At 58.2% G+C, this 17,519-nt stretch carries 15 protein-coding genes; 14 read left to right on the forward strand and 1 reads right to left on the reverse strand.

From position 1 onward, the window contains the following. Nucleotides 1-91: 91 nt before the first annotated feature. On the reverse strand, nucleotides 92-1,273 hold the full coding sequence (locus tag AC2FJV_RS01895; protein ID WP_496712325.1) for an NnrS family protein: 1,182 nt from the start codon (nucleotides 1,271-1,273) through the stop codon (nucleotides 92-94). Nucleotides 1,274-1,505: 232 nt separating this feature from the next. On the opposite strand from AC2FJV_RS01895, the gene AC2FJV_RS01900 reads away from it, so the two are divergent. The 14 genes from AC2FJV_RS01900 (at nucleotide 1,506) to nosZ (ending at nucleotide 17,517) form a co-directional block, all read left to right on the forward strand. Then, a complete protein-coding gene (locus tag AC2FJV_RS01900; protein WP_271948614.1) occupies nucleotides 1,506-3,182 on the forward strand; it encodes a cytochrome D1 domain-containing protein in 1,677 nt (558 codons plus the stop codon). Nucleotides 3,183-3,305: 123 nt separating this feature from the next. Continuing rightward, nucleotides 3,306-5,090: a NapC/NirT family cytochrome c gene (locus tag AC2FJV_RS01905; protein WP_496691872.1), complete on the forward strand. Its 1,785-nt coding sequence runs from the start codon at nucleotides 3,306-3,308 to the stop codon at nucleotides 5,088-5,090. Nucleotides 5,091-5,143: 53 nt separating this feature from the next. Then, nucleotides 5,144-5,551, forward strand: a complete 408-nt coding sequence (locus AC2FJV_RS01910; RefSeq protein WP_496712327.1) for a cupredoxin domain-containing protein — start codon at nucleotides 5,144-5,146, stop codon at nucleotides 5,549-5,551. A 189-nt stretch (nucleotides 5,552-5,740) separates the two neighbouring features. Further along, entirely contained in the window at nucleotides 5,741-6,502 is a 762-nt protein-coding gene (gene cobA, locus AC2FJV_RS01915; protein ID WP_281972619.1) for a uroporphyrinogen-III C-methyltransferase, read from the forward strand. Next, nucleotides 6,495-6,845 (forward strand): c-type cytochrome, encoded by a 351-nt coding sequence (locus tag AC2FJV_RS01920; RefSeq protein WP_246097173.1) that lies wholly within the window; start codon nucleotides 6,495-6,497, stop codon nucleotides 6,843-6,845. Before cobA ends, AC2FJV_RS01920 begins: the two co-directional genes overlap by 8 nt. Further along, on the forward strand, nucleotides 6,842-7,987 hold the full coding sequence (locus tag AC2FJV_RS01925; protein WP_142635237.1) for a cytochrome D1 domain-containing protein: 1,146 nt from the start codon (nucleotides 6,842-6,844) through the stop codon (nucleotides 7,985-7,987). The genes AC2FJV_RS01920 and AC2FJV_RS01925 overlap by 4 nt, the downstream gene beginning before the upstream one ends. Nucleotides 7,988-7,990: 3 nt before the next feature. After that, nucleotides 7,991-8,980: a siroheme decarboxylase subunit beta gene (ahbB, locus tag AC2FJV_RS01930; protein WP_281972620.1), complete on the forward strand. Its 990-nt coding sequence runs from the start codon at nucleotides 7,991-7,993 to the stop codon at nucleotides 8,978-8,980. Next, the gene (locus AC2FJV_RS01935; protein ID WP_142635234.1) at nucleotides 8,977-9,426 is read left to right on the forward strand and encodes an Lrp/AsnC family transcriptional regulator; all 450 of its coding nucleotides are present in this window, start codon (nucleotides 8,977-8,979) and stop codon (nucleotides 9,424-9,426) included. The genes ahbB (AC2FJV_RS01930) and AC2FJV_RS01935 overlap by 4 nt, the downstream gene beginning before the upstream one ends. Next, nucleotides 9,423-9,923, forward strand: a complete 501-nt coding sequence (gene ahbB, locus AC2FJV_RS01940; RefSeq protein ID WP_496691876.1) for a siroheme decarboxylase subunit beta — start codon at nucleotides 9,423-9,425, stop codon at nucleotides 9,921-9,923. The genes AC2FJV_RS01935 and ahbB (AC2FJV_RS01940) overlap by 4 nt, the downstream gene beginning before the upstream one ends. After that, on the forward strand, nucleotides 9,911-11,125 hold the full coding sequence (gene nirJ / locus AC2FJV_RS01945; RefSeq protein WP_496712331.1) for a heme d1 biosynthesis radical SAM protein NirJ: 1,215 nt from the start codon (nucleotides 9,911-9,913) through the stop codon (nucleotides 11,123-11,125). Before ahbB (AC2FJV_RS01940) ends, nirJ begins: the two co-directional genes overlap by 13 nt. Next, nucleotides 11,100-12,653, forward strand: a complete 1,554-nt coding sequence (locus tag AC2FJV_RS01950) for a cytochrome D1 domain-containing protein (RefSeq protein WP_496712333.1) — start codon at nucleotides 11,100-11,102, stop codon at nucleotides 12,651-12,653. The genes nirJ and AC2FJV_RS01950 overlap by 26 nt, the downstream gene beginning before the upstream one ends. A gap of 58 nt (nucleotides 12,654-12,711) precedes the next feature. Then, nucleotides 12,712-12,873: a hypothetical protein gene (locus AC2FJV_RS01955; RefSeq protein ID WP_334223305.1), complete on the forward strand. Its 162-nt coding sequence runs from the start codon at nucleotides 12,712-12,714 to the stop codon at nucleotides 12,871-12,873. Between the two features lie 598 nt (nucleotides 12,874-13,471). Further along, nucleotides 13,472-15,595, forward strand: a complete 2,124-nt coding sequence (locus tag AC2FJV_RS01960; RefSeq protein ID WP_496712383.1) for a 4Fe-4S binding protein — start codon at nucleotides 13,472-13,474, stop codon at nucleotides 15,593-15,595. A 14-nt stretch (nucleotides 15,596-15,609) separates the two neighbouring features. Then, nucleotides 15,610-17,517, forward strand: coding sequence for a TAT-dependent nitrous-oxide reductase (gene nosZ / locus AC2FJV_RS01965; RefSeq protein ID WP_281972625.1), 1,908 nt, complete (start codon nucleotides 15,610-15,612; stop codon nucleotides 17,515-17,517). Nucleotides 17,518-17,519: the final 2 nt, after the last annotated feature.

Raw genomic sequence — 17,519 nt, forward strand, 5'->3', positions numbered from 1 at the left:
TCCTTTGCGCAGATTAGCTAGTCTGGCCAAAATGACGGGATGGGCATGGTATATCCTTAACGAAAGTCAAGACTTGCAAAAGGAAATGAAATCACGCTGACCGTTGCACCTTGGGACCCGTCAGCGCGGGCCACATCGCGATCAGGAAAAGCGCAAAGGCGCTGACCCACAACCCGTCCGACAGCAGCATCGCAACCATGTAACCTGCATTCAGATCTGCCCCTATCCACCGCGACAGGGCCGCCACCGCCATCAGACCATAGGCCACCGCCATTGGGCCGGGTGCCACCAGCGCGCGACCACTGTGGCCAAGCGCGGCGCGGCTCATGACCGCTAGGGTCATGCCGCCGACGCATCCGATGCCCAGGATGTGTAGGGCTGCGATCTCGTTTCCGAAACCCAGCACTGACAGCCCCCAGAGGATCAGTCCCAGCGCCAGCATTGCAAGCCCAAGATACAGTGCCAATAAGATCGGCTCCCGCGCAGCCCAGCCCGCGCGCCAGCGGGCCATGCGCGAAACCTGTGCCACCCCTAGAACCAGCGCCATCGATCCAGCCACAGCACCTGACCCCAGCACCAGAACGATTGGTGGCAGGGTCAGGGCAACCGCCATCGCTGATTTATCCAGAATTGGCACAGATATTGGCCAGTTCGCCTCGGGAACGCCCGCGCGTCTCATGGCGTTTCGGGTAAAGGCCGGGGTGATCCGCCCGCCAAGAATGGCAATCATCGCGCAGAGCGCCAGCAACCCCGCGCGCAGCCCAGTATGCATTGTGTCATCCGTCATCCCGGTCCATTCAAGATGCGTGAACAGATCAGCAATCCAGATAAAGCTGAGCAACAGCAGAAAGAGCATGTTCTGAGGTTTCGGCTTCCGGATGAGCTGGGTTGCAATCTTGACCGCCAGAATCGGTACAAAGGCCAGGTCGACCACCGCCACAAGCGCCGCAGGCAGCATCCCCGAAAACCACATCGCCATCCGACCAGCCAACCACAATCCGGCGGCCAACGTTATGAACTGCGCACGCGCATCTGGTGCGCCGGTCCAATTTGGCACTGCGGTCAGAAAGAACCCGCCCAGCGCGGCTGTTGCATAGCCGAAGATCATCTCATGCGCGTGCCACATGGGCGGGGCCATGCCATAATCCGGCACTGCATATGGCACCGTCAGCCACAGCCCCCAAACCACTCCGACAAAGAGGCCATAGAGGCCGGCGGACAGAAAGAATACACGAAACCCTTCACCAAACACGCGGGTGATGATTGCGGGCATGGCTGCTCTCCTTGGTGTTTTCCAAGCCCTAGCAAGCCGCCCGGCTGCGCGACTTAACAAAAATCAAACCGGCCGAAAAAGTGTGCCAAAGATACAGATTTTCCCAGCCGGAAAATTGACGTTTTTCCCTGCCCGCCACCTGAATTGCGCGGCTGGTGTTGACTTTCGTCAAGGAGCACCCTTGCGCGATGCCCCACGCTTGGACCGCCTCACCAGCAAATGGAGAGTGATCATGTCACTTGGAATCAGCTATACCAAAACGGGCCGCGTCTTCGGGGTCGGTTTGGCGATGTTGCTGGGCAGTGTCGCTGCACCAGCTTTCGCCGAAGAGCCAACTTTGAACGAAGAAGCGTTTGAAGCGTCCAAACAACTTTACTTTGAACAATGCGCGGGGTGCCACGGTGTCTTGCGTAAAGGCGCCACTGGCAAGAATCTTGAACCGCATTGGAAGAAAACCGCAGCTGACGGCGCCGTGACCGAAGGCGGCACACTTGCGCTTGGGCAAGAGCGGCTTGAGAAGATCATCGCCTGGGGCACCGAAGGCGGGATGAACAACTTCTCGGACATCATGTCCGAGCAGGAAATCAAAGACATGGCGACTTACATCATGATGGAGCCGCCCAAACCACCTGAAATGTCGCTGGACCAGATGATGGCGACCCGCAAGGTATATGTTGAAGAAGAGGACTACCCAACCGAGCCGATGCATGGTCGCAACTGGGAAAACTTCTTTGTTGTTATCGAGCGCGACGTCGGCAAAGTCGCTGTTATCGATGGCGACACCAAAGAGGTGCTGACACATATTCCGACCGGCTATGCGGTGCACGTTCTGAAAGCATCCGAACACCATTCGCTGGAAGAGCCGGAACAGCCCGGTCGCTTCTGGTACACCATGGGCCGCGACGGCAAGATGACCAAGATCGACCTCTGGCAGACGCCGGACAAGATGTTGGTTTCCGAAGTCAAGATCGCGTATGACGCGCGCGACGTAGCCGTTTCCGGTGACGGTAAATATGTCATCGGCGGGGGCTACTGGCCGCCGCACTTTGCAATCGTTGACGCCCAGACGATGGAGCCGGTCAAGGTTGTATCGACCCGCGGCGTGAACGTGGACGGGGACTATGTGGAAGAGGCTCGCGTGGCCGCTATCTACACAACTCCGAATGAGCCAACCTGGATCGTTGCCGTCAAAGAGCTGGGGCAACTGTGGCAAGTAGATTATACTGATCTAGACAATCTGCGGATCGACAAAATCGACAGCGCCAAGTTCCTGCATGACGGGTTCTTCGATCCGACGGGCCGGTATTTCCAGATCGCTGCAAACGCATCGAACAAGATGGTGGTTGTAGATACCGAGACCCACAAGCTTGAGGCGATGATCGACACGGCCGCGTTGCCGCATCCCGGTCCGGGCGCTAACTGGATTGACCCGAATTGCGGGCCGGTAGCTGGCACAACCCACCTTGGTGTCGGCACAGTGACGGTCTGGGGCAACGACCCCGAGAACCGCCCCGATGATGCCTGGAAGATCTGCTACGAAGTGGAAACAGACGGCCCGGGCCTGTTCGTCCGTACACATCCGGAATCGGACTATATCTGGGCTGACCAGACCAAACACCCGGAACCGGAAGTGCAGCAATCTGTGCAGGTCATCTCGAAAGAGACCGGCGAGATCGTGAAAACCATCCAGATCACCGAAGACGAAGGCAGCGCCGCTGTTCACTTTGAATTCAACGCGGATGGAACCGAGGTCTGGGTGTCCAAGTGGAACCTGTCGGATTCAAAAGAACCCAACGGTCAGATCGTGATCTTTGACGCCAAGACATTGGAAGAGATCGGTCGCATCGAAGGACTGTACGCCCCGACCGGCAAGTTCAACGTCTACAACCGGTCGAACCACGTCACCTGACGGGTTTCGATCAACTCGGAGCAGGGCGGGCCCCTCGCCCGCCCTGTCCTTGTTTCATCCATCAGCCGAATGCGCAGGCCTGACACGCCGCGCCAGTCAACACAGCCAAAACGGAGCCCGGACATGACCTCCGATCCAGATAAGAAACCACCGATCTGGCGTCGGTATTTCCTGTGGGGAATGCCTGTGGCCGGTATTGCCGCTGCCTTTGCCGCCGGGATCGTCTTTTGGGGTGGGTTCAACACCGCCATGGAAGCCACCAACACCAAAGAGTTCTGTATCTCGTGCCACGAGATGCGCGATTTCGTCTATGAAGAATACACCGGGACCATCCACGATGTGAACCGATCGGGGGTCGGGGCGGTCTGTTCCGACTGTCACGTACCCAAGGACTGGACCCACAAGATGATCCGCAAGATCAAGGCGTCCAAAGAACTATATGGCAAGGTGGTTGGCTCGATCAGTACACCCGAGAAGTTCGAAGCTAAGCGTATCCATCTGGCGATGAATGAATGGGAAAGGATGAAGGCCACAGATTCGCGCGAGTGCCGCAACTGCCACGACTTTGAATCGATGATGCCCGAGTTCCAGCGCCCCCGCGCGCGCCAGCAACATTTGAACGCAATGGAGACAGGCCAGACCTGTATCGACTGCCACAAAGGGATTGCGCATTCGAACATCCGCGACAGGGCCACAGATGAATATCTGGAACAGATTGAAGCCCCGAATCCTGATTTCATCCGTGCAATTCCGCCAGAATACCTGGCCAGTCTCGACCGTGTAGAAGCCAAGGAGGCGGCTGAGGCCGAAGCCGAAAAATCGGCCAAGACAGCACAACAAGAGGCGGTGCAAGCCCAGATCGCAGCCGCTGTGGACGCTGCAGTCGCCGAAGAGCGCGCCAAATCAAGCGGTGAAGAATCTACAGCCCCGGCAGGCGGTGGCAGCGATATCGGAGGCGATATCGACTGGACCAGCATCGCAAGCGCGGATCTGAAGTTGTTTTATCCCGGTCAGGCTTCGTTTGAATGGGTTCAGAATGGCAAGTTCCACGGCGGCGCCCGGCCACTGACAAAAGGTGGCGACCAATGTTCGACTTGTCATGCCAAGGAATTGGACATGATTGGAAACAAGATCGTCGCAGGCGGCGAGCTGGAACCAACCCCGATCCCTGGAAAACGAGGTGTAATCGACGCAACTGTTCAGGCGGCCCATGATGCCGAAAACCTCTATATCCGCTTGCAATGGCCGGATGCAGGCCACAATCCTGCACCATTTGTGGATGGCGGTAAGATGGACCCGGACAACCAGATCAAGGTCGCCATGATGATCACCGGAACCGGGATCGAAATGGGGGATCAGGTGGGCTGCTGGGCCTCGTGCCACGCGGACAACACCTATATGCCGTTTGATCCGGGTGCAGATGCGATTGTCGCCAATGGCGATGTTGCAGGCCGCCTGGCCGCTCAGGACACTGTGACCAAATATATCAGCGAAAGCCGCACCGAGGTCGAAGTCAAAGGCCGGCGCGGGAAAGCTCTGGGTGGCTGGGACAAATTGCAGGCCGAAGCGCAGATCGCGCAATATCTGGATGACGGCACCTATCTGGATCTGATGCGCGTCTATGCCGATGGCAGCGCCAGCAACGGCTATCTTCTGGAACAGCGCATAGTCAATGATGGCGAAATCGCCGCCTCGGCCAACTTGTCGGGTGGTATTTGGACCGTCACGTTCTCGCGGCCCTTAAACTCGGGCGCACCGGGTGATGTGCCATTGGAACCGGGCAAGACCTATACGGTCGGCTTTGCAATCCACGATGACTTTGCCGCGGCACGATTCCACCACGTGACGCTGAACACAAGCTTCGCGCTGGACGACGACAGTGCCAATATCAACGTGGTCGGACAATGACTGATGGGGCCGGGTAAACCGGCCCCAATGTATTTGGTATGGAGACTTGGACGATGAAGATCCGCCTACTTCTTCCTGCATTTCTGGCTTTGGCGTCACCTGCGGTGGCCGCTGACGAAGACACAGCTGAGATCTGCGCCGAGGCAGAAACCCGCTACGTGGATCTGTTCGGTCAGCCGTCTTCAGATGTGGAAGATGCAGAGGTTGTACTGATGTACAAATACAATTTCTGCCCAGCCCAACTGACGGTCAAAGCGGGGACCACAGTGCGTTGGGTGAACGTAGACAAACGCACCAGCCATAGCGTCCTGCTGAAAGAGGGCAGCAAAGCCGAGAGTGACCGCCTGTTCCCCGAGGAATCTGTTGATCTGACATTTCTTGTTCCCGGCGCCCAGGATTACCTGTGCGGACCACATTGGGAGACACAGAACATGTTCGGAATGGTCACCGTAGAGCCCTGATAAGCGGCAGGCTGAAAGATGCGCGGGCGCAATTCCCGTGCTCCTTAACTTAAGTCAAGGAGGTCGGTTTACCTGTGCGCCAACTTGTTTCCATGACACGCCCGGTTCCCCCAGCAACGTCCCATATTCGCGCATGGAAACGACCAAAACACCGGGTTCCGAAGACATTCAGAACAAGCGAGTTTGCACATGAGCGGTAAGGTTTTTCTGATTGGTGCCGGCCCTGGTGATCCCGAACTGATCACCATGCGCGCCCTGCGTATGCTGCAGGAGGCGGACGTGGTGGTCTATGACCGCCTTGTTTCGGATGAAATTCTGGCCATGCACACCGAGGGCGCGCGGCTGATCGCCGTCGGCAAGGCCCCCAAGTGCCACACTGTTCCTCAGGATCGCATCAACGAAATCCTGCTGGAACACGCACGCGCAGGTCACGTTGTGGCCCGGCTGAAAGGCGGGGATCCGATGATCTTTGGTCGCGGCTCGGAAGAGGCCGCTTTTCTGATGGCACACGGTGTAACGGTCGAATACGCACCGGGCATCACGGCGGCACAAGGCGCATCCTGTTCGACCGGCGTGCCCCTGACCCATCGCGGACTGGCGACCTCGGTTCAATATGTCACCGGGCACAGGCAGTCCGACAAAGTTCTTGATCTGGATTGGAAACGACTGGCGGACCCGGATACGACGCTGGTCGTCTATATGGGCGTGGCCAATATCGGCCAGATCGCCATCGGCTTGATGACCGAGAACCTACCCGGATCCACCCCGGTCCTGGCTGTTGGGCAGGCCACCAGTGCCTCTGAACGCCGCCTTGTATCCCGACTGGACCAGATTGCCGCGGATGTGCGCAAGGCGGATCTGAAGGCCCCTACCTTATTCATTATCGGAAAGGTCGTTTCGCTTTATGCCAATCAGGCCCTGACCGAGATTTTGGAGCGGGCGCATGGGTAGCCTGGCGCATATGGACCGCAAGCAGCCGGGCTGGGCCGCGCATACTGTTCTGACTGCCGTCGTTCTGGTTGCCACTTCCGCTCTGGCCGCTGACGCCATCGACCCAACCGCCCTGAAACGGTTGGTCCACCAGGATTGCGGCTCGTGCCACGGATTGTCCCTGAAAGGCGGGCTTGGTCCTGATCTGCGACCGGGAACTCTGGAACATTACGAGGCGGACGTCCTGACGGGGGTCATACTGGACGGCATCCCCGACACGGCTATGCCCCCCTGGCGCCCCCTGATCAGCGAAGAAGAGGCCGAATGGATCGCCCGATACCTGCTGGAACAGGAGGCAAAATGAAACAACTTGCCCTTGGCATCGTTGCCCTAATGATGATGACACCTGCCAATGCAGACCCCACCGCCACCGGAGATCTGGGCCTTGTGATCGAACGGGCAAAAGGGTCGGTCTTATTGGTGGACCAGTCGGACCGGGCCGCATTGGCACGGATCGAAGGGTTGGGCGATCTGTCCCACGCCTCCCTGGTCTATTCACCCGACGAACGCTTTGCCTATGTTTTTGGCCGCGATGGCGGGCTGACCAAGGTTGATATAGTGACCCGTCAGATTGCAAATCGGGTCGTGCAGGCTGGCAATGCCATTGGCGGCGCGATTTCGGATGACGGCCAACTGGTTGCGGTGTCGAACTATGAGCCGGGTGGCGTACGCGTGTTCGACGCGGATACGCTGGAACTGGTTGCCGACATTCCCACCGACAGCAAAACCATAGGTCTTGTCGATGCGCCGGGCCGTCGGTTCGTGTTTTCCATGTGGGACACGGGCGAGACCTGGATTGCTGATTTCGCAAATGGCGCGCCCGAGATCACCAAGATCACCGATATGGGTAAGAACCCCTATGACGCGCTGATCACCGCCAATGGTCGCACTTATATCACCGGTCTGTTTGGTGAGGACGGGCTGACCGCGCTGGACCTATGGGCAGACAATCCAAAACCGATCCGCGTGCTTCCGGGCTATGGGCGCGGACAGGAAGAGATGCCGGTATACAAGATGCCTCATCTTGAGGGCTGGGCACTGACGGATCGCGAATTTGTCCTGCCTGCGGTCGGCCACCATGAGGTTCTTTGGATTGACGCCGAAACCTTGACAGAAACAGGCCGCACCCAAACCCATGGTCAGCCGGTCTTTGCCATGGCGCGCCCGGATGGGCGACAGGTCTGGGTGAATTTTGCCCATCCATTGAACGATACAATTCAGGTCATCGACAGCGTCAGCAAACAGGTCATCCACGAATTCTCTCCGGGCCCTGCCGTCCTGCATATGGAGTTCACGGCACGCGGGCATGAGGTCTGGATCAGTGTCCGCGACGCCAACAAGGTCGTGGTCTACGACACGCATAGCTTTGAAAAGCTGCGCGAGATCGCGGCGGACAGCCCCTCGGGTATCTTTTTCACCGCCCGCGCGCACAGAACAGGGTTGTAACCCATGCAACATATCACTGACCCGATCGACCGTCGCCTGCTGGACGATTTTCAGCGCGAATTTCCGATTATCGACCGCCCGTTTCAGCCAGTGGCCAAGGCGCTGGGGCTGGACGAAGCTGAAGTGCTGAACCGTCTGGCGCGAATGCGTTCGACCGGCCGGATCACCCGGGTCGGGGCCACGATCACTCCGGGCGCGGTGACGGCCAGCACTCTGGCCGCGGTGGCCGCACCCGAGGAGCATCTGGAGGACATTGCCGCCCTGATCGACGCAGAGCCCGGTGTGAACCACAATTATCAACGTGAGGACAAATGGAACCTCTGGTTTGTAGCGACCGGCCCTGATCGCGCGCATGTGGACGCCACTCTGGCCCGGATTGGCCTGCAAACCGGTTTGCAGGTTTTGGACTTGCGTCTGGTTCGGCCGTTCAATGTTGATTTGGGCTTTCGAATGACAGGCAAGCAACGCAACGTACCGGCACCGCGCAAGGTGGACTGTTCCGTTCTGCAAAAGGGTGATCGCTCATTGATGCAGGCGCTTAGTTCCGGCTTACCGCTGGTTTGCGAACCTTACGCAGCACTGGCCGCCTCTTTGGACCGTAAACCAGAGGACGCCAAGACGCGGATCCGGATCTTACACGAGGCTGGAATTGTCTCGCGTCTTGGCGTGATCGTAAGACACCGGGCACTGGGCTGGTCGGCCAATGCGATGGTGGTCTGGGATATGCCAACTGATCAGGTCGATCGTGCCGGGCCTGCGCTGGCAAAATACCCTGGCGTGACACTGTGTTATGAGCGTCGACCCGTTGAAAACATCTGGCCCTACCGCCTGTATTCCATGATCCACGCCCGCTCGCGCAGCGAAGCGCGAAACGTCCTGGCCGGGGCTGCGGCATTGCCTGAGCTGTTTGGCGCGCAGCACAAGGTGTTGTTTTCGACGCGCTGTTTCAAACAGACCGGCGCGCTGATCCAACCCAAGGAGACGGCGGCATGACCCTGGACGAAACTGATCGGGCAATCCTGAACCGAATGCAGGACGACTTACCTCTGACCTCACAACCCTATGCGATGGTGGCCCAAGAACTGGGGATTTCGGAACAGGATCTGTTGGTTCGCCTATCACGGATGAAGGATGATCGGGTCATCACGCGCTTTGGCCCGTTCTTTGACGCAGCCGCGATGGGCGGGGCTTTTTGCCTATGTGCCATGGCCATACCGACAGAGGCATTTGAATCCGTCCTGACCAAAGTCAATGCGCATCCCGAAGTTGCCCATAATTATGAACGTACGCACCGGCTGAACATGTGGTTCGTGTTGGCCACCGAAACGCCCCAAGGGATTGAGGCCTGCGCCGATGCGATCGAACAAGAGACGGGGATCGAAGTTCTCAGATTTCCCAAGTTGCAGGAATTCTTCATTGGCTTCCGGGTGGCGGCATGATCGACGCAAAAGACAGACTGATTATCGAGGTTCTGCAGGGCGGATTGCCCCTGGTGCCTTCGCCCTACGCTCGGGTTGCTGAAAGCCTTGGGATGGACGAACAAGCGCTGCTGTATCGCCTCGCAGAACTTAAGGCGCGCGGCGTTATACGTCGTATCGCCGCAGCCCCGAACCACTACAAACTGGGCATGACTTCGAACGGCATGACAGTCTGGGACGTCGATGACAGTCAAATCGCTGATTTGGGGGCACATATTGGCGGTCTGCCTTTTGTCACCCATTGCTATGAACGTCCACGTGCCCTGCCCGACTGGCCTTACAACCTGTTCGCCATGGTCCATGGCAAAGACAGGGGTGAAGTCGAAGAAAAACGGGCCGAGATTGCCGGTATTCTGGGCAGTGCCTGCCGGGCCAAGGACATCCTGTATTCAACGCGCATCCTGAAAAAGACCGGGCTGCGCCTGAAACCGAAAGGCCAAACGCCATGTTCCGCCTGACTGAATACATGCAGCAACTGGTCACCCCGACCCCCGTGCGCAAGTGCCGCCCCGGCCCGGTTAAGCCGGTGGTCATCTGGAATCTGACCCGGCGCTGCAACCTGAAATGCCGCCATTGCTATACTGTTTCGGCGGATGTCGCGTTCCCGGGTGAGCTCAGCCACGAGCAAGCCATGGTAACCCTTGAGGATCTCGGCCAATTTCGCGTCCCGGCCCTGATCCTCTCGGGGGGGGAACCGCTGGATCGGTTCGATTTCTTTGATATCGCCAACCGGGCGCGCAAGTTGGTGCCGATGCTGGCGCTGTCGACGAATGGCACGCGGATTTACGATGAAACCGCCGATATGATCGCTGATGTCGGCTTTAACTATGTCGGCATATCACTTGACGGAATCGGGGCCACAAACGACTGGTTCCGAGGTGTCGAGGGCGCCTTTTCAGATGCCCTGCGCGGCGTGCGCGAGTGCAAGAAACGCGGCATCAAGGTCGGTTTGCGATTCTGTTTGACCGAGGGCACGCAGCACCATCTGCCCGATCTCCTGCAGTTGTGTGATGATGAGGGGGTCGACAAATTCTACCTGTCTCATCTGGTTTACGCCGGTCGCGGCGACAAGAACAGGGGCGAAGATGCCGAACACCTGCGCACGCGCAAAGGTCTGGATCTGTTATTGGACCGTGCGTGGGAGGCAGCCTCGGGCGGGCGCCCGCTGGATATCGTCACCGGCAATAACGATGCCGACGCCGGATATTTTCTGAACTGGGTCAGGACGCATTTTGATGCCGAAAAGACCTCGCATATACGTGCGCATTTGGCGGCCTGGGGCGGGAACTCCAGCGGGTTGGGGGTGGCCAATATCGACAATCTTGGTCGGGTCCATCCCGACACCTACTGGTCAGATTACACGGTCGGGAATGTGAAAACGACGCCGTTTTCCGAGTTGTGGACCGGGGACGACAAGATGCTGGCCATGCTGCGCACTCGCCCGCGTCCGTTGAAAGGGCGCTGTGGAGTTTGTCAGCTCAGGGATGTTTGCGGTGGCAACACGCGCATCCGGGCCCTGCAACTGACGGGCGATCCCTGGGCCGAGGACCCGGCCTGTTACCTGTCAAACGATGAAATTGGCGTGGATAAAGCGGGCAAACGCCTGCAGGTCACACCTTTCCGGGGGAAAAGCCATGATCCGGCGCATCAGTTCTTTTAGGGCTCGGACGCTTGGAACACTGTGTGCGCTTCTGCTGACCAGCGCCGCATGGGCCGACGCCCAGTCCGACTATGCCGAACATTGCGCGTCCTGCCATGGTGACACCCGGCTGGGCGGAGTTGGTCCGGCCTTGATACCCGAAACGCTAAAACGCATGCGCGGGCCGCGGGTTGCCGCCGTGATCGCCGAAGGGCGCACCGCCACCCAGATGCCCGCCTTTGCGCATAATCTGAACACCCTGCAGATCGAGGAGTTGGCAGGTTGGTTGAAATCCCCGCTCGAGACCGTCCCGGACTGGGCCGAGGCGGACATCATGGCCAGCCGTACGCTGGACGCAGACTATGTCGAGATTGATGCGCCCGTTTGGTCCAGTGATCCGATGAACATCACGTTGGTGGTGGAAACCGGAGACCACCATGTCAGCGTTCTGGACGGTGACACATTTGAGGTTTTGGACAGATTTGAAACTCCTTTTGCCGTTCATGGCGGCCCAAAGTTCAGCCCCGATGGGCGTTACGTGTTCATCATGTCCCGCGATGGCTGGGTCCAGAAATATGACATCTGGGCGTTGCAACAAGTGGGTCGCGTGCGGGCGGGACTAAACAGCCGCAACATTGCCATGTCAGGCGATGGCAAATGGCTGGCGGTGGCGAATTACCTACCCAACAGCCTGACCCTTTTGTCCACCCGGGATCTTTCGGTGGCAAAAGTGATCGAGATTAAAAGCAGGAAAGGTAATCCCAGCCGCGTTTCGGCCGTTTATCAAGCTCCGCCACGGGAAAGCTTTGTCCTGGCCTTGAAGGATGTGCCAGAGATTTGGGAGGTCTTCTATGGCGCCAATCCACCCCAATCCGGGTTGGGACACGATTTTCGTATCGAAGGGCAGTTCAAGAACCCTAACCCTTTCCCAGTACGCAAGATCACTACGCCCGACTATCTGGACGATTTCTTTTTCGACCAGACTTATGAATACGTCATGGGCGCATCTCGCGACGGCAACGGCGGTCAGGTGATTGATCTGGTCATTGGCCAAAAAGTGGCTGACCTGGATCTGCCCGGCATGCCGCATCTGGGTTCCGGGATTACCTGGCGGCGCGGCGATACAACTGTGATGGCAACGCCGCACCTGACTGATGGCACCGTCTCGGTGATCGACATGGAGACATGGGAAACGGTCAAGCGGATCAAGACCGAAGGGCCGGGGTTTTTCATGCGCAGCCATGAAAACTCGCCATATGTCTGGGCCGATGTTTTCTTTGGGCCCAACAAGGATGTGATGCATGTGATCGACAAGCAAACCCTTGAGATCGTACGGACCCTGCGCCCAGCGCCGGGCAAAACCGTGGCCCATGTGGAATTCACCAAGGACGGAAGCCATGCGTTGGTTTCGATCTGGGAAGATGACGGCGCGGTGATCATCTATGATGCAAAAACACTGGAAGAGTTCCGCCGTCTGCCGATGCGCAAACCTTCGGGAAAGTACAATGTCTGGAACAAAATCACCTTCTCGGAAGGAACCAGCCACTGAGGGCAAATGGCCGGTGTGGAAACTGGCCATATTGCTGTATCCAGCGTCTGCGCTGACCGTGGCCATAAACCTTTTTCTGGCTGGCCTGATCGCCAACAGCGCCGGATTCGGAGTGATTGAGCCTGTCACCGCCATCCTGTGGTCAATCCCATTGGGTGTACCTGCCTGCTGGTTTGCAGGGCGCTGGGTACGCAGTTTGATGGACGAAGCAGACGGCTAGGTCGGATTCTCCAAAGGCCTAACCGAAGTCAAGTATCTGCTTTCGGGAATCTCTTAGGACTTGGGAAAGATCACCGAGTTGGATTCTCCATGCCCGCCCAAAATCCTTTGCACATTTCAGCTGTTTGCGCGTCCCGCGCAGCTTGTGCGGTGGCAGGTATAATCCTTCTGCTTTTGCAGCTGCTTAGCCCGGCGCTGGCGAGTCCCGGGCAAAGCATGTGGGTTGAGATCTGCTCGGAGGGCGGCGCGGTCTGGGTCGAGGTTGATCTTGAAAAAGGCGATGCAGACCCGACCGCACCTTGCCCCAAATGCGCCGATTGCGCGCTGTGCGCCGTGACCGGTACCGCACCTCTGCCCATGCCGCTGGAAGTGACGCAACGGGGAAGGGTTCAATTCTTTTCTTGCCAAAACAACAGGTCCTTCGAGCTAAATGGCTCTGACCAGCTGTGGCCAGAAACCCGGGGTCCTCCCCCTGCACCAGAATCTAAAACCGAACGCGCCCCGCGCGCGTCCATGGCGTCCACCCCAATCATCGGAGGTGTGCCGTGGTCGTAAGTCGCGCAATCCATTTCCTGCTGGCCTTTTTTCTGTCCTGCCTGATGGCGATCAGCGCACATGCCGACAGCCTTGCCAGCTTTCTGCCAGAACTTGAGCCCGCGGACCTGATCCCCGGCGCCGAGGCATTTGGCCCGATCAGAAAAGACATTCCGGTTGCGCCGATCCTGAAAGGGGGCAAAACGATTGCCTGGGCCTTTCTGACCTCGGATTTCGTGGGCACCACAGGCTATTCCGGCAAACCCATTCACGTCGTTGCAGCGATCGACAATGATGCGGTGCTTACTGGCGTTAAGCTGGTCAAGCATTCGGAACCCATCGTACTGATCGGGATTCCGAACGCACGCATGGTCGAACTGACCGAAGGCTACGCCGGCCTGGACCTTAGGGTTGAGGCTGAAACAGGCGGTGAGGGCCATGACCTCGACATTATCTCGGGCGCGACTGTCACAATCATGGTGATCGACGACAGTCTCGTGCGTGGCGGCATCAAGGTAGCGCGGGCGTTGGGGTTGGGTGGCTTGTCACCGCTGCAGGCCGACGGGCCAAAGCGCGAAGTCGATATGGCACAAGAGGCCACTTATGACTGGACAACGCTTTCGGGTGACGGCTCGGTCCGACGCCTGACACTGGATGTCGGTCAGGTCAACGCTGCGTTCGAGGCCACCGGCGACCAGCGCGCCATCAGGCGCCGTGAACGGGGCGCGCCCGACGACACCTTCATCGACATGCATCTGGCGTTGGTTTCGGTCCCGTCGATCGGCAAGTCACTGCTGGGCGAGGCCGAGTATCAAAACCTGACCGAGTGGCTGGGCGAGGGCGAGCAAGCCATCCTGGTGCTGGGTCGTGGCGCCTATAGCTTCAAGGGGTCAGGCTATGTACGTGGCGGGATTTTCGACCGTATTCAGCTGATTCAAGGTGATAATTCGGTACGCTTCTTTGATAAACAGCAAGAGCGTCTGGGCAGAGTTGCGGCCGCCGATGCGCCCAGTTTCACCGAGTTGGATATCTTCAAAATCCCCGCTGAGGCAGAGTTTGATCCGGCCGAACCCTTCCGCCTGCAACTGTTGGTGCAACGCGCCGTCGGTGCGGTTGAAAAGACGTTCCTGACCTTCGATTTGGGCTACAAACTGCCTGAGCAGTACCTGTTGCCAGTCGTAGCCCCCACCGTTGTGGATGACGCCACAGGTGAAGCCGCCGCCAAAGCCGCTCTTTGGAAACGTATCTGGAAGGATCGCACAGTCGAGATTGCCGGTCTGGGCGTCATGCTGCTGATACTGACGGCGACCTTCTTTTTCCAGTTCCATGCCACGATGAACGCGCGGGTCTTTTACTGGTTCCGCATCGGCTATCTGACAATGACCCTGTTCTTCATCGGCTGGTACGCGAATGCCCAGTTGAGCGTGGTGAACCTGATGGCGCTGGCGGGCAGTTTGCGCACGGGTTTCTCATGGGATGCCTTCCTACTGGACCCGCTGGTGTTCATCCAATGGTTCGCCGTGGCAGCCGCCCTGTTGTTCTGGGGACGCGGTGCCTATTGCGGCTGGCTGTGCCCGTTTGGCGCGCTGCAAGAACTGACCAACAAGATCGCGCGGGCTTTTCGCGTGCCGCAATGGACCCTGCCCTGGGGCCTGAATGAACGGCTGTGGCCCGCGAAATACATGATCTTCTTGGGTCTCTTCGGCCTCAGCTTTGTCTCCATCCCGCTGGCCGAGAAGTATGCCGAGATCGAGCCTTTCAAGACCGCGATCATTCTGAAATTCATGCGCGACTGGCCGTTTGTGGTTTTTGCGCTGACCCTGTTGGGGATCGGCCTGTTCGTTGAGCGGTTCTACTGCCGCTATCTCTGCCCGTTGGGCGGAGCACTGGCGATCCCGGCCCGCATGCGCATGTTCGACTGGCTACGCCGTTACAAGGACTGCGGCACCCCCTGTCAGACCTGTGCCAATGAATGCCCCGTTCAGGCGATCCACCCCACAGGTGAGATCAATCCGAACGAGTGCGTCACCTGCCTGCATTGTCAGGTGCTCTACCAGTCCGAGGACAAATGTCCCGTCGTTATCCGCCAACTGAAACGGCGGGCCAAGACAGGGTCGGTCGATCTCAAGACCCCACTCGGACAACCACCGGCGAACCATCCAAACGCCAAACCGAAAACCGTTTCCTAAAAGGAGGAACGATCATGTCGGAACATGACAACAAACTAACCGTCACACGCCGCGGTATGCTGGGGGCGACCGCCACTGGCGCCGTGCTAGCCGGAACCGGTCTGGGATCAACCCTGATGACCGCAAAACAGGCCAGCGCCGCGGCCAATGCCAATCTCGAACCTGGTGAGTTGGACGAATACTACGGTTTCTGGTCCTCGGGTCAGACCGGTGAGCTGCGCATTCTGGGCTTCCCGTCCATGCGCGAGCTGATGCGGGTGCCGGTATTCAACCGCTGTTCGGCCACCGGTTGGGGTCAGACCAATGAATCGCTGAAGATCATGACCGATGGCCTGCTGCCTGAAACCAAGGAATTCCTCGCCAAGCGCGGCATGAAAACCTACGATAACGGTGACCTGCACCACCCGCATATGTCGTTCACCGACGGCACATATGATGGCCGTTACCTGTTCATGAACGACAAGGCCAACACCCGCGTCGCCCGCGTACGTTGCGACGTGATGAAATGCGACAAGATCACCGAAATCCCGAACGCCAAGGCGATCCACGGTCTGCGTCCGCAGAAATTCCCGCGCACTGGTTATGTCTTTGCCAATGGCGAAGATGAAACTCCATTGGTCAATGACGGCACTGTGCTGGACGATCCGTCGCAATACGTGAACATCTTCACCGCGCTGGACGGCGACACCATGGAAGTGGCATGGCAGGTGATCGTGTCGGGCAACCTCGATAACACTGACTGCGACTATCAGGGCAAATACGCCTATTCGACCTCGTACAACTCGGAAATGGGGATGAACCTGGCCGAGATGACCGAGAACGAGATGGACCATGTTGTTGTCTTCAACCTCGCGGAAATCGAAGCGGGTATTGAGGCGGGCGACTATCAGGAACTGAAAGGCGTCAAAGTTCTGGACGGCCGTAAGGGTCAGAACAAGAAATACACCCGTTACATCCCGATCCCGAACTCGCCGCACGGCATCAACACTGCGCCTGACGGCAAGCATGTCTGCATCAATGGTAAACTGTCGCCGACCGTATCGATCATGGACGTCACCAAACTGGACGCTCTGTTCGAAAGTGATGCCGATCCACGGTCCTGCATCGTGGGTGAGCCGCAGCTGGGTCTTGGCCCGCTTCACACTGCTTATGACGGCCAGGGCAACGCGTTTACCACGCTATTCCTGGACAGTCAGATCGTGAAGTGGAACCTCGACAAGGCAATCGAGGCTTACGGCGGCGCCGATGTTGACCCGATCATCTCGAAAGTCGATGTGCATTATCAGCCGGGCCATAACTCGACCACCATGGGTGAAACCAAGGAGGCTGATGGCAAGTGGCTGATTTCGATGAACAAGTTCTCGAAAGACAGGTTCTTGAACACGGGTCCACTTAAGCCTGAGAACGAGCAGCTGATCGATATCTCAACCAACGAGATGAAGGTGGTTCACGACGGGCCGACCTTTGCCGAGCCGCATGACTCGATCATGGTGCGCGCTGACATCGTCAACCCGGTCAACGTCTGGGACCGTAACGACATCACCTGGGAGGACGCCCGCAAACAGGCTGAGGCCGATGGCATCGATCTGGAAGACGGCGCCGAAGAACCAATCCGGGACGGCAACAAGGTGCGGGTCTACATGACTTCGCAGGCCCCGACCTTCAGCCTTGAGAAGTTCACCGTCAAACAGGGTGATGAGGTGACGGTTTACATCACCAACCTGGATGACGTGGACGATGTGACCCACGGCTTCTGCCTGGGCAACTACGGCATCGCGATGGAAGTGGCACCGATGGCGACCGCTTCGGTCACCTTCACCGCCGACCGTCCGGGCGTGCACTGGTTCTATTGCCAGTGGTTCTGCCACGCGCTGCACATGGAAATGCGCGGCCGGATGCTGGTCGAGCCGCAGGGAGCATAACC

It is taken from the genome of Ruegeria sp. CDSA241, assembly GCF_059611265.1.

Coding starts and splice junctions, on each gene's coding strand:
- AC2FJV_RS01895 (WP_496712325.1), bottom strand. CDS start 1,273: ATGCCCGCAATCATCACCCGCGTGTTTGGTGAAGGGTTTCGTGTATTC.
- AC2FJV_RS01900 (WP_271948614.1), top strand. CDS start 1,506: ATGTCACTTGGAATCAGCTATACCAAAACGGGCCGCGTCTTCGGGGTC.
- AC2FJV_RS01905 (WP_496691872.1), top strand. CDS start 3,306: ATGACCTCCGATCCAGATAAGAAACCACCGATCTGGCGTCGGTATTTC.
- AC2FJV_RS01910 (WP_496712327.1), top strand. CDS start 5,144: ATGAAGATCCGCCTACTTCTTCCTGCATTTCTGGCTTTGGCGTCACCT.
- cobA (WP_281972619.1), top strand. CDS start 5,741: ATGAGCGGTAAGGTTTTTCTGATTGGTGCCGGCCCTGGTGATCCCGAA.
- AC2FJV_RS01920 (WP_246097173.1), top strand. CDS start 6,495: ATGGGTAGCCTGGCGCATATGGACCGCAAGCAGCCGGGCTGGGCCGCG.
- AC2FJV_RS01925 (WP_142635237.1), top strand. CDS start 6,842: ATGAAACAACTTGCCCTTGGCATCGTTGCCCTAATGATGATGACACCT.
- ahbB (WP_281972620.1), top strand. CDS start 7,991: ATGCAACATATCACTGACCCGATCGACCGTCGCCTGCTGGACGATTTT.
- AC2FJV_RS01935 (WP_142635234.1), top strand. CDS start 8,977: ATGACCCTGGACGAAACTGATCGGGCAATCCTGAACCGAATGCAGGAC.
- ahbB (WP_496691876.1), top strand. CDS start 9,423: ATGATCGACGCAAAAGACAGACTGATTATCGAGGTTCTGCAGGGCGGA.
- nirJ (WP_496712331.1), top strand. CDS start 9,911: ATGTTCCGCCTGACTGAATACATGCAGCAACTGGTCACCCCGACCCCC.
- AC2FJV_RS01950 (WP_496712333.1), top strand. CDS start 11,100: ATGATCCGGCGCATCAGTTCTTTTAGGGCTCGGACGCTTGGAACACTG.
- AC2FJV_RS01960 (WP_496712383.1), top strand. CDS start 13,472: ATGGCGATCAGCGCACATGCCGACAGCCTTGCCAGCTTTCTGCCAGAA.
- nosZ (WP_281972625.1), top strand. CDS start 15,610: ATGTCGGAACATGACAACAAACTAACCGTCACACGCCGCGGTATGCTG.